We start from the raw sequence: 20,083 nt of genomic DNA, 5'->3' as shown, positions 1-20,083 counted from the left end.
TTATCAAATAATTACCATTGGTAACCGATGCTTCCGCCCCAGTTCACATCACTACGGGAATTGATACTTGCACCAACTTTAATCGAAACTTTGTTGTTGTCAGAATTTCGACCATAACCAACCGCTAATGCATTTTCGTTGCGATAACCACTAACACCAACAGAAACTAAGCTTTTACCCGCTTCATTTGGACGTTGTAAGAAAGAAATCGCTGTTGCTCCTGCAATACCTGCTCGTAATTTACGATCAACGTGATCAATTTTGTTGTCTAAACGATTGATGTTGTTATTAATGTTTTTCACTGCATTATCAACATAACGTTTATTTACTGCATCAGTTGGGTCTTTAGGATCAGCCACATTCACAATACGATTATTGTGAACATCCAAGCCACCATGTGCATGGACTGTACCACCAACGTTAAGATCCCCCGTTGTTGTAACATTGGTAAATGTTGGAGTATCAGATACCGCAACACTTAACACTTTGCCTTTTTTATGGGTTAATTTAATATTTTTACCCGCATCAAGTGTTAACTTATCCATTTTTGTTGCAGTGGATTGAACAGTTTCTTCTGTCACTTCATTTACAACAGTACCTTCAGATGCACTTGCAGTCACGTTAAATCCACGACCACCTGCATTTTTGATTTCATCTTTGGTTTTTTGTGAAAGATCCACTTTGTAATTGGTTACTGTAGTAACAGTCACACCGTCTTTTCCAGTAACTTTCGTTGGTTCACCCACAGTCACAGTAATTGCATCAGAACCAGCTTCAACTGATGCTGAAGTGTCTTTTGCATTCACTTTAATTTCTGCTGCATTCTCACCATCTTTTACAACGACTTCAGTATTTTCACCATTTACAAAATTCACTTTGCCATGGGTATTAATACGTGATGTTTCAGTACCATTGTTTTGAATGTTAAAGCCTGCATTGTAATATGCTTGATATAACTGGCTACCATTTACCGCATCATTTGAAGTAGCCGTAATTCGACCCGCACCTACATTTTGGATTTGGCGAACAAGAGAGCCATCACCGACAGAAACCGCACCTGTTGATTCTTTAGTGAAAGAATAACCATAATTAATTATCGTTTTATATGAAGACGTGCCGTTATAATTAATTGTTTTTGAATTTGCACCATCATCAAAAGATTCTAATTTAGTAGCAGCATCATTAAACACATTTTTTGCCCCTGCAGAACTTGAGCCTAGAGCAACCGAATTTTCATGAGTATTAGTAGAATCAGAACCTAATGCAACAGAATTATAACCCTCAGCTTTGGTGCTTTCACCAATAGCAATAGAACTCATGCCTGAAGCATTAGCCCCTCCTCCAAGAGCTAGAGCATCTTCTGCAGATGATGTTGATCTTGGTCCAATAGCTATGGAGGTACTTCCTATAGCTCTTGCCTGATATCCTAAAGCCGCCGAACCACCACCTTTTGACCAAGAGTAAGAACCTAAAGCAGTAGATCCATGACCTTCAGCTTTTGCACGATGACCTAACGCAGTACTCGAATAACCTGTTGTATTTGCTACAACACCTATTGCTGTCGAATAATCTCCTGATGCTTTGGTATTCGAACCATAAGCAGAGGCTGATTTACCTGTTGCAAATGAACGCACACCAATAGTAACTGCATTTTCTCCACTTGCATTAGTTATAAAGCCTAAAGCAATAGCATCATTTCCTGATGATTTTGCGCCATTACCCATAGCGATTGCACCACGACCACTTGCATTTGATTCATTACCGATAGCTGTAGCCCATCCCTCATCACTTGCTTTTGTACCATAACCAACTGCCGTACCGCGAAATGGTGCATTGCTACCACTACCAATTGCAATACCGCCAGAGCCCCAGCCATTTGCATTGTTACCAATGGCAACTGTTTCTTTATTGGTTGATCGAGCTTTATTACCAATTGCAATATTGTATTGGTTGTAATCAGCATTTCCCTCTACTTTAGCCCCTGTACCAATAGCAATAGAGTCTGCCGTATTAGAATTAGCGCTATTACCTAAAACAACTGCGTTAGGTCGATCAGCTACTGCACCAGTTCCGCCAATAACTGTACCTTTATCATTGACAACAACATTGGTTTCAGCCATCGCGCTTGTAGTTGCACCAGCTAAAACTGCAGCGCCAATAATTACATTTAATGCTTTACGTTCATCGGTTTGAGATGATTTACCCACAGATTTGCTTAGTTCTGAAACAGCAACCCAGCATTGATTTACTTTATTCCAAATAATTTTAAAAACATGATTCATAATTAATTTCCCATTGTATATGATTGTATATGATTATATTCAAGTACAAATAACCTAAACAATACTGTATAAGTATAATACAATATTTATTACAATGAATACTGAATTTACATTATTTTAGATATCATTTAATAAAACAGTCTTTTTCATTGAAAAATAAAAAATTTACAAATCATCACATAATATACCAAAATGCAGTTACACTTTTTTTACAGGAATAAAAAATGGCCATAAAATGACCATGTTTTTTATATTGAATTACCACTTCTCTAACGCTTCTTTATCGCTCTCTCTTGCTTCAATCCAACGTTCGCCTTGATTGGTTTGTTCTTTTTTCCAGAACGGGGCTTTGGATTTTAAGAAGTCCATAATAAATTCGTTGGCATGATAGGCATCACCTCGGTGAGCAGAACTAATGCCGACTAAAACAATTTCATCTCCAGTATGCAAAAGGCCTACGCGATGAATCACAGACACTCGCTGAATATCCCAACGCGCTTTCGCCTGTTCTACAATTTCACGTAAGGCTTTTTCTGTCATGGCGGGATAATGCTCTAAGTATAAGCTCGATACCTCATCACCTAAATTAAGATCGCGAACTTTACCCACGAAAATAACCGTTGCGCCAACTGAATGTTGCTCAGATAGCCATTGATAAACGGTATTTTGATCGAAAGGCTGTTCTTGTACTGAAATTTGAATATCCGTCATTTAGCCCCCTGTTACCGGTGGGAAAAATGCAATTTCATCCCCATTTTTGACCGCACTTTCTAATGGCATCAAGGTTTGATTGATAGCGACTAAAAGCTTCCCTTTTTCTAACGCTAACGCCCATCTATCACCTTTTTGAGCAAGATGTTCACGCACCACTTCCGCTGTTGCAAAATCACCTTCAAGCTGAATTGAATCTTCACCAATTAATTCACGAGTTTGAGCAAAAAATAAAACATTTAACATTTTATTTTTCCTCCGCAATAAAATGACCGGATTTTCCACCGCTCTTTTCTAACAGGCGAACATTCTCAATCACCATGTCTTTTTGTACGGCTTTACACATATCGTAAATGGTTAAGGCTGCTACACTTGCTGCCGTTAATGCTTCCATTTCTACGCCGGTTTTTCCGGTTAATTTACAAAGAGATTGAATACGAACTTGGTTTGTTTCAAGTAACGGTTCTAAATTCACTTCTACTTTAGAAAGTAACAATGGATGGCAAAGCGGGATAAGTTCCCAAGTACGTTTTGCCGCTTGAATACCTGCAATACGTGCTGTAGCAAATACATCGCCTTTGTGATGTTTGCCTTCCACGATCATAGCAAGGGTTTCTTTTGACATAGTAACGATGGCTTCAGCACGAGCTTCACGAACAGTCTCTGCCTTTGCAGAAACATCCACCATATTGGCTTCGCCTTGAGAATTGATATGCGTAAATGTAGTCATAATAAAATAAAGTGCGGTTAAAATATTGAATGTTTTACATGTGTGACAAAAGCAAAATAAGTGAATAGCAAAATTCACCTATTTTCTTTTAGCCACCGATAGAGGCTAAATGATTTCTTACGCCACTATCACCGATATGCAAATAATGATGTTCACGTTTGCCTTGTAGTGCAGAAAAAATACGTGCTTGCAAAATATCTTGCTGTTCATGGGATTGCAATAAATCACGTAATTCAATGCCTTCTTCACCGAATAGACAGAGATGAAGTTTGCCCTTCGCTGATACTCTGAGACGATTACAACTTGCGCAGAAATTCTTCTCATAAGGCATAATTAAGCCAATTTCGCCTGCATAATCAGGATGCGTGAATACTTTAGCAGGACCATCAGTATGGGATTTGTGTTGTAATTGCCAACCGTTTTGCAGCAACTTATCCGCTAATACTTGTCCTGAAAGATGGAATTTATCAAAGAAACTATCCATTTCGCCTGTTTGCATGAGTTCGATAAAGCGCATTTGAATTGGACGATCTTTCACCCAAACAAGGAATTGTTCAAATTCTTTGTCATTCAAATTTTTCATCAAAACTGAATTGACTTTAACTTTGTTGTAGCCCACTTCAAATGCACGATCGATACCACGCATCACGTCATCAAATTTATTGATACCTGTAATTTGATGGAACATTTTTGGATCTAAACTATCAACACTGACGTTAATGGACGTAATCCCTGCTTTCTTCCAATCAGCCACATCTTTTGCCATGCGATAGCCGTTTGTCGTGACAGCTAATTGACGGATTCCATCAATATTAGCAATGCTTTCAGCAATAGAAATAAAATCTTTGCGTAAAGTCGGTTCGCCACCCGTTAAACGGATTTTCTCTGTGCCCATTTCAGCAAACGCTTGAGCAAGATGGGTAATTTCTTTTAAGGTTAAGAAACTTGGTTTGTTAGCTTCGGGTTGATAACCATCAGGTAAACAATAGGTACAACGAAAATTACACTGATCGGTAATCGACAGTCGTAGATAGTAATATTGGCGTTGGAAAGGATCGACTAAGCGAGACTCTCCTACGTTCTTGATAGGAATGGATTGCATTTTACACCTTTCTAAATATGGAGAGGATAAACCGTTTCCAGCGTATCCCTGAATAACACACGGCGTTATTGGCTTGTCGCCGTATTTCTATGAAACTTAGGCTAAACAAGCTCGGAGTTATGCGTTAAAAATAAATTGTGCTGGTATTGTAATAAAAGCAAGCGGTTAATAGCAATAATTTGCTAGAATAACCCGACTATATTGATAAAAATAACAGCATTAACTTATATAAAAAAATATATAACATTATAATAACTTTAGGTGAAAAGAAAAAATGTCTGATTTATCTCGCTACAGTCGTCATGAGTATTTAGACGAAATCAAATATATTGTTGCTATTGGTGGTGGGCATGGATTAGGGCGTGTATTATCGGCGCTCAGTTTTATGAAAGAGCGCTTAACAGGTATTGTTACCACCACAGATAATGGTGGTTCAACGGGTCGTATTCGGCTAGCTCAAGGTGGCATTGCATGGGGCGATCTACGTAATTGCTTAAACCAAATCATTATTGAACCGAGCACGACCTCCGCATTATTTGAATACCGATTTACGGGTGAAGGTGAACTTTCTGGGCATAATTTAGGCAATTTAATGCTCAAAGCCTTAGAAGATATGCATATTCGCCCTATTGAAGCCATTAACTTAATTCGTGAATTACTCAAAGTAAAATCTCACATTATTCCCATGTCAGAAGAACCCGTTCATCTTGCTGCGAGTTTAGGTTCAGGCTCCAGTATTGTCGGTGAAGTGAGCATTGATAATTTAACAGAATTACCCCGATCACTTTTCTTAGTGCCTATGGTTAAAGCCGCACAAGAAGCTATTCGAGCATTGGAGCAAGCGGAAGTCATTTTACTTGGTCCAGGAAGTTTCATGACGAGCATTATGCCACCATTATTATTACCTGAATTAGCGACTGCTCTGCGTAATAGCAAAGCGAAAGTAATTTTTATTGATAATTTAGGGATAGAAATTGGCGCTGCCTCTCAGCTTTCACTGGCTGATCGTATTCAGAAAATTAATGAAATCGTCGGTGCCCCCGTTATTGATGGTGCTATAACCCCTTATCGTGAACAAAGTGCGGTCGACTTGTCTGCGATTTCTCCCGTTAAAATTTTAGCTAAACGCTTGAATGCAGATGATATCAGCTATCGTCATGACAGAACATTACTTGCTAAAGCTATTGATGAATTAGTGGGTGAATTAGATTACGAATAAAAAAAAGCCGCACGTTAAAGTGCGGTCATTTTTTGCTTATTTTTTCCCGAAAACTCTCACATTCGTGAAACCATTTTCTTTTAAATAAAGCGCTTGAAGTTTACTCATCACGCCTCGTTCACAATAAAGCACATAATTTTTACTTTGATCTAATGAACTGAATTGTGAAGATAATTTATAAAACGGCAATTGCATCACTTGATGCTCATCTGATTCAAATGGATTTTCATCTGTTTCTTCAGGGCTACGAATATCTAAAATAATATCGTTTTCACCAAGCACTGAAATGGTATCTACTTCTACCACTTCTTTCTCTGTTTCTTCTGCAATTTGGCGAATATCTAAATATTGTGCATTTTCAACCGCACTTTCCAACACGCCAAAATCAAAGTGATTTTCTTCTTCAAGAATTTTTTCACGTACCGCTTTAATCGTTGGATTTTTAGAAATCACTCCACAGAATTCAGGCATGGATTTTGCAATATCATCTGTGCCGATCTCTTTCGCCATCGCGATAATCTGTTCTTTATCATGGGTAATAAGTGGACGTAATACTAACGCATCAGATGCTTCATCAATTAAGCGTAAATTGGTTAAAGTTTGGCTTGAAACTTGTCCGAGTGCTTCGCCGGTAACAATGGCTTGAATATTAAAATGTTGTGCAACTTTACTTGCAGCGCGAACCATCATTCGTTTTAACACGACGCCCATTTGGCCATTATCGACTTTCTCTAAAATCTCGCCCACTACGCCTTCAAAAGGAATGGCAATAAAACGGACTTTATGTGATGAACTATAACGATTCCAAATATGGTAAGCCATTTGTTTCACGCCAATTTCATGGGCTGCCCCACCTAAATTGAAGAAACAATAATGCACACGTGAACCACGGCGAATAAGCATATAACTGGATACGCCAGAGTCAAAGCCCCCTGAAATCAATGAAAGCACGTCCTCTTGCGTCCCAATTGGATAACCACCTAAGCCAACATGACGAGTTCTTACCAGCATCATTTTGTCATCTTCAATATCAATACGCACCGTCACATCAGGATTTTTTAAGCGTACTTTTGCACTTTCAATATGCTGATTTAAACCACCACCGATATAACGTTCAGCTTCAATGGAACTAAAATCATGTTTCCCTTTGCGTTTTACACGTACACAAAAGGTTTTGTTTTCAAGTTGAGCTGCAACATCCACTAAGGTCAATTCAAAGATATGATGTAAATCAGTAAACGGTTTTTCTTCCACTTCTAAAAAATGATGAATACCCGGAATGCGTTGTAAAAGTGCAATCAACTCTTCACGATTGGCTTCATTTTTTGACCGCACTTCGATGTAATCCCAATGACGAACAACCGCTGTTTCTTCATCATATTTCTGTAAAATATTGCGGATATTTGAGGTCAAAATTTTCGCGAAACGCTTACGCACGGTTTCGCTTTTAATCATAATTTCAGGAAAAAGTTTAACGATAAATTTCATAATAATCTGTGAATAATAAAAAATGGCCGTATTGTACGCTAAATTCCAGATCCCACAAAGTTCAAATTCTCACGAAAAACTGACCGCACTTTGAAATAAGTTTTTAACATCCCTATAAAAATCAAGTACAATGCGGAGCAATTTATTCATCTGAAAAGGATAATTTAATGGCGCGTAAACAAGCAAATGCTGAACCTGATTTTGAAACAACACTTGCACAATTGGAAACGATTGTGACAAAACTTGAAAGCGGTGAATTACCATTGGAAGATGCGCTGAAAGAATTTGAGAATGGCATTAAATTGGCTCAACTTGGTCAAGAGCGCTTGCAACAAGCAGAACAACGTATTCAAATTTTGTTACAAAAAAGCGAAACCGCCCCATTAAGTGATTATCAAGGGGACGAGTAATCCATGAGTTATCAATTCGGCACTGAACTCAAACAAGTTCAAGATCGCATTAATCAGTTTTTAGCCAATCAATTTGAAGAAATTGACGCTTATAATGCCCCTTTGCGTGATGCAATGAAGTATGGCTTATTGCTAGGTGGCAAACGCGTTCGTCCTTTCCTTGTCTATGCAACGGGTAAAATGCTGGGCGCAGAAATGCCCGCTTTAGATTATGCGGCAGCAGCCATTGAATCTATTCACGCTTATTCTTTAATCCATGATGATTTGCCTGCCATGGACAACGATGAACTTCGTCGTGGTCAACCAACTTGTCATATTGCTTTTGATGAAGCGACGGCCATTTTAGCTGGCGATGCATTACAAACTTTTGCTTTTGAAATTCTTACTGAAGCTCCTTCTCTTTCTGCGGAACAAAAGTTGCAATTAGTGAAAGTATTGGCTCAAGCATCTGGCGTACAAGGCATGTGTTTAGGGCAAAGTTTAGATTTAATTTCTGAGCATAAACAAGTTAATTTAGCTGAATTAGAACTTATTCATCGCAATAAAACTGGTGCGTTGCTAACAGCTGCATTAAAACTGGGTTTTATCTGCTCTCCTCACTTTGAAAACAAAGAATTAGAGCAACAACTAGAACGTTATTCACAAGCTATTGGTTTAGCTTTCCAAGTACAAGATGATATTTTAGATATTGAAGGTGACAGTGCGGAAATCGGTAAACCGGTGGGTTCTGATTTAGGTTTAGATAAAAGCACTTATCCAAAGCTGTTAGGGTTAGAGGGCGCGAAACAAAAAGCCCAAGAACTCTATCAAACCGCCTTACATGAATTAGACAATTTACCTTTTGATACTACTGCATTACGTGCATTAGCTGAATTTATTGTCAATCGTAAAAGTTAATGGTGACAGCACTGACTTTGATTTTTCAAAGTGCGGTCACTTTTTTCACATTTTAGGACTAACGAATATATGAACAACTATCCTCTTTTATCCTTAATTAATTCGCCGGAAGATTTGCGTCTTTTAAATAAAGATCAGCTTCCGCAACTTTGTCAGGAGTTACGGAGTTATCTGTTGGAATCCGTTAGTCAAACCAGCGGCCATTTAGCATCTGGTCTTGGTACCGTTGAATTGACGGTTGCATTACACTACATTTTTAAAACCCCTTTTGATCAATTAATTTGGGATGTGGGCCATCAAGCTTATCCACACAAAATTTTGACGGGGCGTCGTGATCAAATGTCTACCATTCGCCAAAAAGGCGGCATTCACCCCTTCCCTTGGCGTGGAGAAAGTGAGTTTGATGTATTAAGTGTTGGTCACTCTTCCACTTCAATCAGTGCAGGGCTGGGTATTGCTGTTGCGGCAGAACGTGAAAATGCGGGTCGCAAAACCGTTTGTGTGATTGGTGACGGTGCAATCACTGCGGGGATGGCATTTGAAGCCTTAAACCATGCGGGTTCTTTGCATACTGATATGTTGGTCATTTTAAATGACAATGAAATGTCGATTTCTAAAAATGTCGGTGCATTAAATAATCATCTTGCCCGTATTTTCTCTGGTTCATTATATTCAACTGTTCGTGATGGCAGTAAGAAAATTTTAGATAAAGTGCCAACTGTTAAAAACTTTATGAAGAAAACCGAAGAGCACATAAAAGGCGTGATGTTCTCACCAGAAAGTACGCTTTTTGAAGAACTCGGTTTTAACTATATCGGGCCAATTGACGGGCATAATATTGATGAATTAATTGCTACTTTAAGCAATATGCGCGATCTCAAAGGGCCGCAATTCTTACACATCAAAACTAAAAAAGGAAAAGGTTATGAGCCCGCAGAAAAAGACCCAATTGGTTTCCATGGCGTACCAAAATTTGACCCAACAAGCGGCCAACTTCCTAAATTAAATGCCAAACCAACCTATTCAAAAATCTTCGGTGATTGGTTATGCGAAATGGCGGAACAAGACGATAAATTAGTCGGTATTACTCCCGCAATGCGTGAAGGTTCTGGCATGGTAGAATTTTCAGAACGATTCCCACAACAATACTTTGATGTAGCTATCGCTGAGCAACACGCTGTCACCTTTGCTGCCGGTCTTGCAATTGGTGGTTATAAACCTGTTGTAGCCATTTATTCTACCTTCTTACAACGTGCTTATGATCAACTTATTCATGATGTTGCTATTCAAAACTTGCCTGTTCTCTTTGCCATCGATCGTGCAGGTATCGTAGGTGCTGATGGTCAAACTCACCAAGGTGCGTTTGATTTAAGTTTTATGCGCTGCATTCCGAATATGATCATTATGACACCAAGTGATGAAAATGAATGTCGCCAAATGCTTTATACTGGCTATAAATGTGGTAAACCTGCTGCGGTACGTTATCCGCGTGGAAATGCAATCGGCGTAGAATTAACCCCACTTGCAGAATTAGAAATTGGTCATTCAAAAATGATTCGTCAAGGTAAAAAAATCGCGATTCTGAATTTTGGTACTCTCTTACCTGCTGCTTTATCTGTGGCAGAAAAACTCAATGCGACTGTTGTCGATATGCGCTTTGTGAAACCAATTGATGAAGCTCGTATTCTAGAAGTGGCGAATACACATGACGTCATTGTAACATTGGAAGAAAATGCGATTCAAGGTGGTGCAGGTTCTGCTGTTTCAGAAGTGCTAAATTCTCATGGAAAAACAACCGCACTTTTACAACTTGGTTTACCTGATATTTTTATTCCGCAAGGCACACAACAAGAAGCACTTGCTGAAATTAAATTAGATGAAAAAGGGATTGAAGAGCAAATTATCGCCTTTATAAAGGGCTAAATTCATTCATTTTGGTTTAATTTTGATATTTTAAAAAAATTTTCAAAAATATCGAACTATTTCAAAAACACACAGTCTGATACATTGCTAGTGCACTGCATATTGCAGTTATCTTTTTGAAGTTTCTTATAAATTAAGACCTCCCCGCTATTCAAGTTTTGAGTAGCGGTTTTTTCTTTTTGGGAGGTAATAAAAAAGGACGCTTTTCAGCGTCCTAATTTTTGATCTAAACTTTAAAAAATTAAAGTGCAGATTTTGCTTTTTCAACTAATGCAGCGAACGCCACTTTGTCGAATACAGCGATATCAGCAAGGATCTTACGGTCGATTTCAACAGATGCTTTTTTCAAGCCGTTGATGAATTTGCTGTAAGATAAACCATTTTGACGAGCTGCAGCGTTGATACGTGCAATCCATAATTGACGGAATTGACGTTTACGTTGACGACGGTCACGATATGCGTATTGACCAGCTTTGATCACCGCTTGGAAAGCAACGCGATACACGCGTGAACGTGCACCATAATAACCTTTAGCAGCCTTAAGAACTTTCTTATGGCGTGCTCTTGCAATAACACCACGTTTTACACGAGCCATTATTTAATCTCCTATGTAATATTTTTAACTAATCGTACGTTTTGCTTAAATAACGGCTTATGCGTATGGTAAGCAAGCTACTACTAAAACTTGGTCTGCTTTCGCAACCATTGATTTATGACGTAAATGACGTTTACGTTTAGTTGTCTTTTTAGTCAAAATATGACGTAAGTGAGATTGTTTACGTTTGAAACCGCCAGAAGCTGTTTTTTTGAAACGCTTAGCAGCACCACGTACTGTTTTAATTTTAGGCATTGTTAAAAAACTCCGCATTTTAAGTTAAACACATAATTAGGCGAATCCGAAGATTACTTGTAGGCACTAATTATTCCAATATGGCAAATTGAATTGCCCTTCTCCAAAAGCAATTAGGCTGCGTAGTTTGCCTAATGTGCAATTGTATTCTCACCGAAGTGAAAATTCGATTATCTAGATTAGATCTAAATAAAAAATTATTTTTTCTTAGGTGCTAACACCATTACCGCTTGGCGACCTTCTAGTTTACCCGGTGCAGATTCCACTACTGAAATGTCAGCCAAATCGTTTTTAACGCGTTCTAATACGTCTAAACCGATATCTTGGTGAGCCATTTCACGACCACGGAAACGTACGGTAATTTTCGCTTTATCGCCATCTTCTAAGAAACGGATTAAGCTACGTAATTTAACTTGGTAGTCACCTTCATCTGTACCTGGACGGAATTTAATTTCCTTTACTTGTACGACTTTTTGTTTTTTCTTCTGTTCTTTTGCGGTTTTGCTCTTTTCATAGAGGAACTTGCCGTAGTTCATAATACGACAAACCGGTGGTTCGGCATTCGGACTGATCTCAACTAAATCAAGCGCTGCTTGTTCTGCCATATCTAAGGCCTGTTGAATTGATACAATCCCCGCTTGTTCACCATCTTGGTCAATCAAACGAACTTCTTTTACTCGAATTTCATCGTTAATGCGATTCGGGCGGTTAGCTGCCGGAGCTTTTTTTACGGTTTTAATAATGATATTCCTCTATTAATTAAGCCTCAAAACTTCTGTTTTACTATACAAAAACAGAAGTTAAATTCATTTTTAATGCTCTAAGAATGAGCAAAAACGGGTGCATTTTACAGAATTTTACCTTGTTAAGCAATAGTCGAATGCTGTGAGGAAAATTGATTTTAAAACCTTTTACGACAATCAATTACCTACTCCGAAAAAGCATAGCAAGATTTGTCCAAATCGTATAAAATATCACCTACCTAACGATTGCCGCTTTTGCTGTTTTACTTTTATTTTTTAATTCAGGAATCAGGAGCTATTTATGAACGAGCACAAAAAAGAATATCCTTTTACCGAACAGAAAGTGCGTTGGGTTAAAAAACACACACCCAAGCTACTTTCTTTCAGTATCACTCGCCCAAAGGACTTTGATTTTATTGCCGGTCAGTTTGCCAAATTAGGGTTTATGCAAGGAGATGGATACATTTCCCGTGCCTATTCCATGATTTCTGCCGAAAATGCGGATCATCTGGATTTTTACGCCATCCTCATTGAAGACGGCATCATGTCAGGGCATTTTAACCAAATGCAAGCAGGCGACAGCTTATTATTAGAGAAAAAACCTATCGGGTTCTTTACCGTTAGCCGCATTCCTCAGGGTAAAGAACTTGTTTTACTCGCCACCGGTTCAGGCATTGCGCCGTTTTTGTCGATGTTAGAAAACGAAACATTATGGCAAAAAGCCGATAAAGTCGTCTTAGTGCATTCCGTTTCTTATGTAGATGATTTGATATTTGAACAGTATTTAGCCGACTTAAAAGACCACGCTATTGTGGGGAAATATGCCAACAAATTCATCTATCAACCAGTCATTACCCGAGAGAAAATTGCCGGCGCATTAAACCAAAGAATTCCGCAATTATTAGAAAACGGCGAACTGGAAAACGCGTTAAATATCACCTTTACTAAAGTCGATACCCGTTTCTTAATTTGTGGCAACCCGAATATGGTAAAAGAAAGTTACGAGAAATTAAAAGCTAAAGGCTTCGCACTTCATCGGGTACATAAAGACGGTGAAATTATGATGGAAAACGCCTTTTAAGCGTTAAAAGTGCGGTCGTTTTTTATTGCAAATTCTGTCTCTTATCTTCTTTATAAAAGAGGACTGATTATATTTTGTCCTCTTTTATTAAATTCCTTGAGTTACTACTCTTCACCTAACAATTTCAACTCACGTTGTCTTACTTGGGATTTTAAGATTTCTGCAAACTCTTCAATCGTGAAAGTACCTAAATCAGCACCTTTACGGGTACGTACAGCCACTTTGCCTTCTGCGATTTCTTTATCACCGCAAACAAGCATATAAGGTACGCGACGTAAGGTGTGTTCGCGAATCTTGAAGCCGACTTTCTCATTACGTAAATCTGCTTTGACACGTAATCCCGCATCAGAAAGTTGTTTTACTACTTTTTGAACGTAGTCTGCTTGGCTATCTGTAATATTCATCACAATCGCTTGAACTGGCGCTAACCATGCAGGGAAGAAACCCGCATATTCTTCAGTAATGATACCGATGAAACGCTCAATCGAACCTAAAATCGCACGGTGAATCATAACTGGTGTACGACGATCATTGTCTTCTGCCACATAAGACGCATTTAGACGACCAGGTAATGCAAAGTCTAATTGGATAGTACCGCATTGCCATTCACGATCTAAACAGTCACGTAATGCAAACTCAATTTTCGGACCATAGAATGCGCCTTCACCTTCTTGAATTTCATATTCAAGTCCGTTATGCGCTAATGCTGCCGCAAGACCTGCTTCTGCACGATCCCACATATCATCTGCACCGATACGTTTTTCAGGACGAGTAGATAATTTCACCTGAATATTTTGGAAACCGAACGTGCTGTAAATGTCGTAAACCATTTTGATACAACTGGTTACTTCACTTTCAATTTGATCTTCAGTACAGAAAATGTGTGCATCGTCTTGAGTAAAGCCACGCACACGCATTAAACCGTGTAAAGAACCTGATGGTTCATTACGGTGACAAGAACCAAATTCCGCCATACGGATTGGTAAATCACGGTAAGATTTTAAACCTTGGTTAAAGATTTGAACGTGTCCTGGGCAGTTCATTGGTTTAATCGCATATTCACGGTTTTCTGATTGTGTAGTAAACATCAAATCGCCGTAGTTTTGCCAGTGACCTGTTTTTTCCCATAACACACGGTCCATCATGAACGGACCTTTTACTTCTTGATAATCGTATTCTTTTAATTTTGTACGTACGAAGGTTTCTAATTCGCGGAAAATTGTCCAACCATCGTTATGCCAGAACACCATACCCGGTGCTTCTTCTTGCATATGATATAAATCTAACGCTTTACCGATTTTACGGTGGTCACGTTTTGCCGCTTCTTCTAAGCGAGTTAAGTATTCCGCTAATTGTTTTTTATCTGCCCAAGCCGTACCATAGATACGTTGTAACATTTTATTTTTGCTATCGCCACGCCAATAAGCACCTGCAACTTTCATTAATTTGAAGTTGTGGCAGAAACGCATATTCGGCACATGTGGTCCACGACACATATCAATGTATTCTTCGTGATGATAAAGCGCAGGCGTTGCGGTACGTTCGATATTTTCATCTAAGATAGCCATTTTGTATGGCTCACCGCGTTTTTCAAAAGTATCTCTTGCTTCTTGCCAGCTTACCGGAGTTTTGATCACGTCATAATTGGTTTTCGCCAATTCAAGCATACGTTTTTCGATAGCATCAATGTCTTCTTGCGTTAAAGAACGGTCTAAATCCACGTCATAATAGAAGCCATTTTCAATCGTTGGACCGATTGCCATTTTGACATCGGGGAATAATTGTTTGATTGCGTGACCAAGCAAGTGTGCGCAAGAGTGACGAATAATTTCTAAACCGTCTTCATCTTTTGCTGTAATAATTTCAAGGTTGGCATCTTCATTGATGATGTCACACGCATCACGACGTTCACCGTTTACACGGCCAGCGATGGTTGCTTTGGCAAGACCGGCTCCGATATCTTGAGCCACTTCTAACACAGAAACTGGACGATCAAATTCACGTTTAGAACCGTCCGGTAAAGTAATAATAGGCATAATTTTTCCTTATACAGTGGTCGCCCATACGAAAGGCAACATGCAAATAATGATTAAAAACAAACCGCACTTTCATTCACTCCCACTATCGAGCAAACCAAGTGCGGCGGAGAATTTTAGCACTTTCCACCACACTTGTTAATATCTCACTGAATTCTTTCCAATGAGTAAACAATGATTTTCCTTATAGCGACTTTATCTATTCAAAATTTCCGATAAAATGACCGCACTTTTGACAAACACAAATTAAAGGAAACTCTATGAACGTATTAGTATTGAAATCAAGCATCCTTGCAGATAACTCTCAAAGTAATAAATTAGCCGATTACATCATTGAAAAATTAAAAGACCACAACATTGTGGTACGTAATTTAGTGGCTCAACCCCTTCCTCATTTTGATGCGACAGCTGCAACAGCAGTACGTGGCGAACCTAAAACAGCAGAAGAAAATGCACTTTTAGCGCTATCAGATGAATTAGTGGCGGAATTAAAGGCGGCGGATATCATCGTCATTGGAGCGCCAATGTATAACTTAGGCATCCCAACACAACTTAAATCTTATTTTGATTTTATCGCGCGCCCTCGTGTAACTTTCCAATACACCGCAAATGGCCCTGAAGGTTTACTTCAAGGTAAAAAAGCGGTTGTATTAGCAAGCTTTGGGGGCATGTATGATGACAACAACAATGTGACAACTTACTTAAAAGCGATTTTAGGTTTTGTTGGCATTACCGATGTTCAGTTTGCTTATGCAAAAGGCATCGGATTAGGCGCTGAAGCCATTGAAAACGCACAACGTTCAGCAAGACATAAAATCGATGAGATCGTTGCATCTCTCTAATTACTAAAATCCCCCAACTAAGCCATTTAAGCCATTTTGAGATTCGTCCTCAAAATGGCTTTTTTCTAACTGAACCCCTCTATTTTCAATATCTTTAGTTAAACATTAAAACAATATTGTAAAATCACGCCAATTTTTTAATTATTCTCTTGACTTATGCCTCATGTACTAGTTTAATAGTGCAAAAGTTCAGAATACAGGATTGATTATGAAAAATACCCCTTTTATTGCGGTGACTTCTCAACCGGTTCCCTATCACGCCGACACCACCGCAATTTTTAATACGCTTTGCAAACAGAACTCAAATTCTCTTCTCCTCGACTCTGCTGAAATTGGTAGTAAAAATAGCTTACAGAGCCTTATTCTAATTAATGCTGCCGTTAAAATTACTTGTTTAGGCAATCAGGTAACCTTTAGAGCGCTGAATGCGAACGGAAAACAAGTGTTAAACGAAATTCATCCAGTATTAAGCCAACTCGGTACCGTAAGTGCGGTTAATTTTAAGAATGACTTTTCTGTACAATTCGCGCCGCTCGACAATCAATTAGATGAAGACAGCAAATTACAAGCTGCAACCATTTTTGATGGACTTCGTGTAATTTCTAACCATTATCAACATAGCAGCACACCCGTCTTTTTAGGTGGTTTATTTGCTTATGATTTGGTGGCAAATTTTATTCCAATGCAAGGTGTTGAATTAAAAGATGATGGTATTAACTGCCCGGATTACAGTTTTTATCTCGCAGAAAATTTAATCACCATCGATCACCAAAGCCAACAAGCCACATTAAAAAGCTTTTGTTTTAGCCAAGAAGAACAAGTGGAAGTCGCGAAAACGGCACTTTCTATTGCTCAAAAATTAAAAAATATTGATGGCGTATTTTCCATTAAAGCAGCAAGTGATGAGGTCAGCACCAACTTTGATGATCCTGAATTTATCGGCATTGTCAAAGCATTAAAACATCATATTAATATTGGTGATGTGTTCCAAATCGTGCCATCTCGCCGTTTTTCATTAGATTGCCCAAATACCCTTGCGAGCTATGCGCAATTAAAACATAACAATCCAAGCCCTTATATGTTCTACATGAACGATGAGGATTTCATTTTATTCGGTGCATCACCAGAAAGTGCGTTGAAATATGCACCGGACAATCGCCAATTAGAAATTTACCCAATTGCAGGTTCTCGTCCGCGTGGTTTTGATGCCCATGGCAATATTGACCCTGAATTGGATGCGCGTTTGGAATTAGAATTACGTCTTGATCATAAAGAGCAAGCTGAACATTTAATGTTAGTGGATTTAGCCCGTAATGACATTGCTCGCGTTTGCCAAAGCGGTACACGTAAAGTCGCTGAATTAATGCAAGTGGATCGCTATTCTCACATCATGCATTTGGTTTCTCGCGTAGTGGGTAAACTTCGTCCTGAACTTGATGCATTACATGCTTATCAAGCTTGTATGAATATGGGGACGTTAACTGGTGCACCTAAAATTAAAGCGATGCAGTTAATTTATCAATTTGAACAACAAAAACGTCACAGCTACGGCGGTGCGGTCGGCTATCTCACCTCTGATGGTCATTTTGATACCTGTATCGTGATTCGTTCTGCTTTTGTACAAAATGGCATTGCCCATATTCAAGCGGGTTGTGGTGAAGTGTTGGATTCTGATCCACAAATGGAAGCGGATGAAACTCGCCATAAAGCGGCTGCAGTGCTTAAAGCAATCAAACAAATCAATACCCAAGCAAAATAAGGACGATAAATTATGGCTAATATTCTCTTTTTAGATAATTTTGATTCATTCACTTATAACTTAGTGGATCAATTCCGTGTGCTTGGGCATAACGTAAAAATTTATCGTAATGACACCAATTTAGAGCAAGTGGTACAAGAGGCATTAAATACACCGGATACGATTCTTGCACTCTCTCCAGGACCAGGTACTCCGGCTGAAGCAGGTATCTTGCTCCCGCTCATTGAACGTTTAAAAAATGATGTGCCAATTATTGGTATTTGCTTAGGCCATCAAGCGCTTATTCAAGCCTTTGGTGGAGAGGTTGTACATGCAGGCGAAGTATTACATGGTAAAGTATCGCGCATTCAACACGATAACCAAGCCATGTTTAAAGATATTGCCAACCCAATGCCTGTGGCACGTTATCACTCTTTAATGGGTAAAAATCTGCCTGACGAATTTATTGTTAATGCCGATTACAATGGTATCGTAATGGCAATTCGTCATAAAACCTTGCCAATTTGTGCTTTCCAATTCCACCCAGAAAGCATCCTTACTGTGCAAGGTTCCAAATTATTACAACAATCTGTGGAATGGTTATTAAACAGAGATTAAGGAAGAAAAATGATTACCGTATATGGATTAAAAGAAGTGCTTGCACCTCGTCGTCAAGATATTGCTGAAGTAATTTATAACTGTTTAAACCTTGGTTTAGACATTCCTCGTGGAAAACATGCAATTCGTTTTTTATGTTTAGATAGAGAAGATTTCCTTTATCCTATCGATCGTAACGATGATTATACCGTTATTGAAATTAACCTGATGCAAGGTCGTATGGAAGGTACAAAAAAACGTTTAATCAAAATGCTCTTCAGCGAACTGGAATACAAAATCGGTATTAAATCTCACAACGTTGAAATTACGATTAAAGAACAACCGGCGCATTGTTGGGGTTTCCGTGGTATGACTGGCGATGAAGCGCGCGATTTAGATTACGATATTTACGTATAAGGGACAATATTATGCAAACGGCTCAATTATTAGAACAACTTTACAGCGGAAAAACACTTAATAAAGAAGAAAGTGCGGTCATTTTTAATGCCATTATGCAAGGCGAACTGAATAACGAACAAATCGCTGCCATGCTGATTGCATTAAAAGTACGTGGTGCCACCATTGAGGAATTAAGTGGAGCGGTATCTGCGTCTTTGCAAAATGCCAAATCATTCCCTCGTCCTGACTACCCTTTTGCGGATATTGTGGGTACTGGCGGTGATGGTCAAAATACGATTAATATTTCTACTGCGAGCGCCATTGTTGCAGCCTCTATGGGTGCCAAAGTAGCCAAACACGGTAACCGTAGCGTATCAAGCAAATCAGGTGCCAGTGATGTATTAACCGCACTTGGTGTAAATGTGAATGTCACGTCAGAACAAGCTCGTCAAGCACTTGATGATATTGGCGTATGCTTCTTATTTGCTCAACAATATCACAGTGGGTTTAAACATGTCGCTCCTGTTCGTGCAGCATTAAAAACACGTACGCTTTTTAACATTTTGGGGCCATTAATCAATCCAGCTCGCCCAACTTATCATTTGCTTGGTGTGTATGCTCCTGAATTAGTGAAAACCTATGCTGAAACAGCTGTTGCATTAGGCCATCAACATACTTTTGTGGTTCATGGTGCGGGTCTTGATGAAGTCGCCGTACATGGTGAAACGCAAGTCGCTGAAATTAAAAACGGCAAAATTGACTACTTCACCTTAACGCCAGAAGATTTTGGTTTAAAAACACAATCTTTAGAAAGTTTACGTGGTGGCGAACCGCAAGAAAACGCCCAATATCTGACCGCACTTTTACAAGGTAAAGGCAAAGCAGAGCATGCTAATGCGGTAGCCGCAAATGTGGCATTATTGCTGAAATTATTTGGTCATGATGACTTAAAACAAAATGTTCAAAATGTGTTGGCTCACCTTGCTTCAGGCAAAGCGTTTGAGACACTACAACATTTGACAAAATATTAAGATA

At 38.9% G+C, this 20,083-nt stretch carries 20 protein-coding genes and 1 riboswitch; of the genes, 10 read left to right on the top strand and 10 right to left on the bottom strand.

What is annotated here, in order from left to right; genetic code table 11:
• Window positions 1–11 precede the first annotated feature (11 nt).
• From EL215_RS07870 to moaA, 5 genes are all read right to left on the bottom strand, one after another.
• Window positions 12–2,282, bottom strand: coding sequence for a YadA-like family protein (locus EL215_RS07870; protein ID WP_126471323.1), 2,271 nt, complete (start codon window positions 2,280–2,282; stop codon window positions 12–14).
• 258 nt (window positions 2,283–2,540) lie between these two features.
• Entirely contained in the window at window positions 2,541–2,993 is a 453-nt protein-coding gene (gene moaE / locus EL215_RS07865) for a molybdopterin synthase catalytic subunit MoaE (protein WP_126471321.1), read from the bottom strand.
• Window positions 2,994–3,239 carry a molybdopterin synthase sulfur carrier subunit gene (gene moaD / locus EL215_RS07860; protein ID WP_126471319.1) on the bottom strand — a complete coding sequence of 82 codons (246 nt, stop codon included), beginning with the start codon at window positions 3,237–3,239 and terminating at the stop codon, window positions 2,994–2,996. It lies immediately after the preceding gene.
• 1 nt (window position 3,240) lies between these two features.
• Window positions 3,241–3,723 carry a cyclic pyranopterin monophosphate synthase MoaC gene (gene moaC, locus EL215_RS07855; protein ID WP_126472046.1) on the bottom strand — a complete coding sequence of 161 codons (483 nt, stop codon included), beginning with the start codon at window positions 3,721–3,723 and terminating at the stop codon, window positions 3,241–3,243.
• Between the two features lie 88 nt (window positions 3,724–3,811).
• Window positions 3,812–4,825 (bottom strand): GTP 3',8-cyclase MoaA, encoded by a 1,014-nt coding sequence (moaA, locus tag EL215_RS07850; RefSeq protein ID WP_049355725.1) that lies wholly within the window; start codon window positions 4,823–4,825, stop codon window positions 3,812–3,814.
• Window positions 4,814–4,954: riboswitch (molybdenum cofactor riboswitch) on the bottom strand. It overlaps the preceding gene by 12 nt.
• A 145-nt stretch (window positions 4,955–5,099) precedes the next feature.
• Between moaA and EL215_RS07845 the strand changes: the two genes are divergently transcribed.
• Window positions 5,100–6,044, top strand: a complete 945-nt coding sequence (locus tag EL215_RS07845) for a gluconeogenesis factor YvcK family protein (RefSeq protein WP_126471317.1) — start codon at window positions 5,100–5,102, stop codon at window positions 6,042–6,044.
• Window positions 6,045–6,080: 36 nt separating this feature from the next.
• Here the strand turns inward: EL215_RS07845 and thiI are convergent, their stop codons facing one another.
• Window positions 6,081–7,532, bottom strand: a complete 1,452-nt coding sequence (thiI, locus tag EL215_RS07840; protein WP_126471315.1) for a tRNA uracil 4-sulfurtransferase ThiI — start codon at window positions 7,530–7,532, stop codon at window positions 6,081–6,083.
• Between the two features lie 167 nt (window positions 7,533–7,699).
• Between thiI and xseB the strand changes: the two genes are divergently transcribed.
• The 3 genes from xseB to dxs all read left to right on the top strand — a co-directional run bounded on the left by xseB (window position 7,700) and on the right by dxs (window position 10,762).
• A complete protein-coding gene (gene xseB, locus EL215_RS07835; RefSeq protein WP_126471313.1) occupies window positions 7,700–7,942 on the top strand; it encodes an exodeoxyribonuclease VII small subunit in 243 nt (80 codons plus the stop codon).
• 3 nt (window positions 7,943–7,945) lie between these two features.
• On the top strand, window positions 7,946–8,839 hold the full coding sequence (gene ispA, locus EL215_RS07830) for a (2E,6E)-farnesyl diphosphate synthase (protein ID WP_126471311.1): 894 nt from the start codon (window positions 7,946–7,948) through the stop codon (window positions 8,837–8,839).
• Between the two features lie 69 nt (window positions 8,840–8,908).
• Complete coding sequence (dxs, locus tag EL215_RS07825; protein ID WP_126471309.1) at window positions 8,909–10,762, top strand: 1-deoxy-D-xylulose-5-phosphate synthase; 1,854 nt, start codon at window positions 8,909–8,911, stop codon at window positions 10,760–10,762.
• Between the two features lie 241 nt (window positions 10,763–11,003).
• Here dxs and rplT read toward each other — a convergent pair whose 3' ends face one another.
• The 3 genes from rplT to infC form a co-directional block, all read right to left on the bottom strand.
• The gene (gene rplT, locus EL215_RS07820) at window positions 11,004–11,357 is read right to left on the bottom strand and encodes a 50S ribosomal protein L20 (RefSeq protein WP_005596075.1); all 354 of its coding nucleotides are present in this window, start codon (window positions 11,355–11,357) and stop codon (window positions 11,004–11,006) included.
• Window positions 11,358–11,414: 57 nt separating this feature from the next.
• Window positions 11,415–11,612 (bottom strand): 50S ribosomal protein L35, encoded by a 198-nt coding sequence (gene rpmI, locus EL215_RS07815; protein ID WP_005596065.1) that lies wholly within the window; start codon window positions 11,610–11,612, stop codon window positions 11,415–11,417.
• Between the two features lie 197 nt (window positions 11,613–11,809).
• Complete coding sequence (gene infC, locus EL215_RS07810) at window positions 11,810–12,352, bottom strand: translation initiation factor IF-3 (RefSeq protein WP_080351268.1); 543 nt, start codon at window positions 12,350–12,352, stop codon at window positions 11,810–11,812.
• A gap of 304 nt (window positions 12,353–12,656) precedes the next feature.
• Here infC and EL215_RS07805 point away from each other — a divergent pair, with 304 nt between their 5' ends.
• Window positions 12,657–13,436, top strand: coding sequence for a ferredoxin--NADP reductase (locus EL215_RS07805; RefSeq protein ID WP_049355731.1), 780 nt, complete (start codon window positions 12,657–12,659; stop codon window positions 13,434–13,436).
• 104 nt (window positions 13,437–13,540) lie between these two features.
• On the opposite strand, the gene thrS is transcribed toward EL215_RS07805, so the two are convergent.
• Window positions 13,541–15,472, bottom strand: a complete 1,932-nt coding sequence (gene thrS / locus EL215_RS07800) for a threonine--tRNA ligase (protein ID WP_070582446.1) — start codon at window positions 15,470–15,472, stop codon at window positions 13,541–13,543.
• Window positions 15,473–15,732: 260 nt separating this feature from the next.
• Here thrS and EL215_RS07795 point away from each other — a divergent pair, with 260 nt between their 5' ends.
• From EL215_RS07795 to trpD, 5 genes are all read left to right on the top strand, one after another.
• The gene (locus EL215_RS07795) at window positions 15,733–16,314 is read left to right on the top strand and encodes an FMN-dependent NADH-azoreductase (RefSeq protein ID WP_049355733.1); all 582 of its coding nucleotides are present in this window, start codon (window positions 15,733–15,735) and stop codon (window positions 16,312–16,314) included.
• A 208-nt stretch (window positions 16,315–16,522) separates the two neighbouring features.
• Window positions 16,523–18,073: an anthranilate synthase component I gene (trpE, locus tag EL215_RS07790; protein ID WP_049355734.1), complete on the top strand. Its 1,551-nt coding sequence runs from the start codon at window positions 16,523–16,525 to the stop codon at window positions 18,071–18,073.
• Between the two features lie 12 nt (window positions 18,074–18,085).
• Window positions 18,086–18,670 carry an aminodeoxychorismate/anthranilate synthase component II gene (locus tag EL215_RS07785; RefSeq protein WP_005697516.1) on the top strand — a complete coding sequence of 195 codons (585 nt, stop codon included), beginning with the start codon at window positions 18,086–18,088 and terminating at the stop codon, window positions 18,668–18,670.
• Between the two features lie 9 nt (window positions 18,671–18,679).
• Entirely contained in the window at window positions 18,680–19,066 is a 387-nt protein-coding gene (locus tag EL215_RS07780) for a tautomerase family protein (protein WP_126471307.1), read from the top strand.
• Window positions 19,067–19,077: 11 nt separating this feature from the next.
• Window positions 19,078–20,079, top strand: coding sequence for an anthranilate phosphoribosyltransferase (gene trpD, locus EL215_RS07775; RefSeq protein ID WP_126471305.1), 1,002 nt, complete (start codon window positions 19,078–19,080; stop codon window positions 20,077–20,079).
• Window positions 20,080–20,083 lie beyond the last annotated feature (4 nt).

The organism is Haemophilus parainfluenzae (genome assembly GCF_900638025.1).
Taxonomy (GTDB): Bacteria; Pseudomonadota; Gammaproteobacteria; order Enterobacterales; family Pasteurellaceae; genus Haemophilus_D; species Haemophilus_D parainfluenzae_J.
This window is presented reverse-complemented; position numbering and strand designations above follow the sequence as displayed.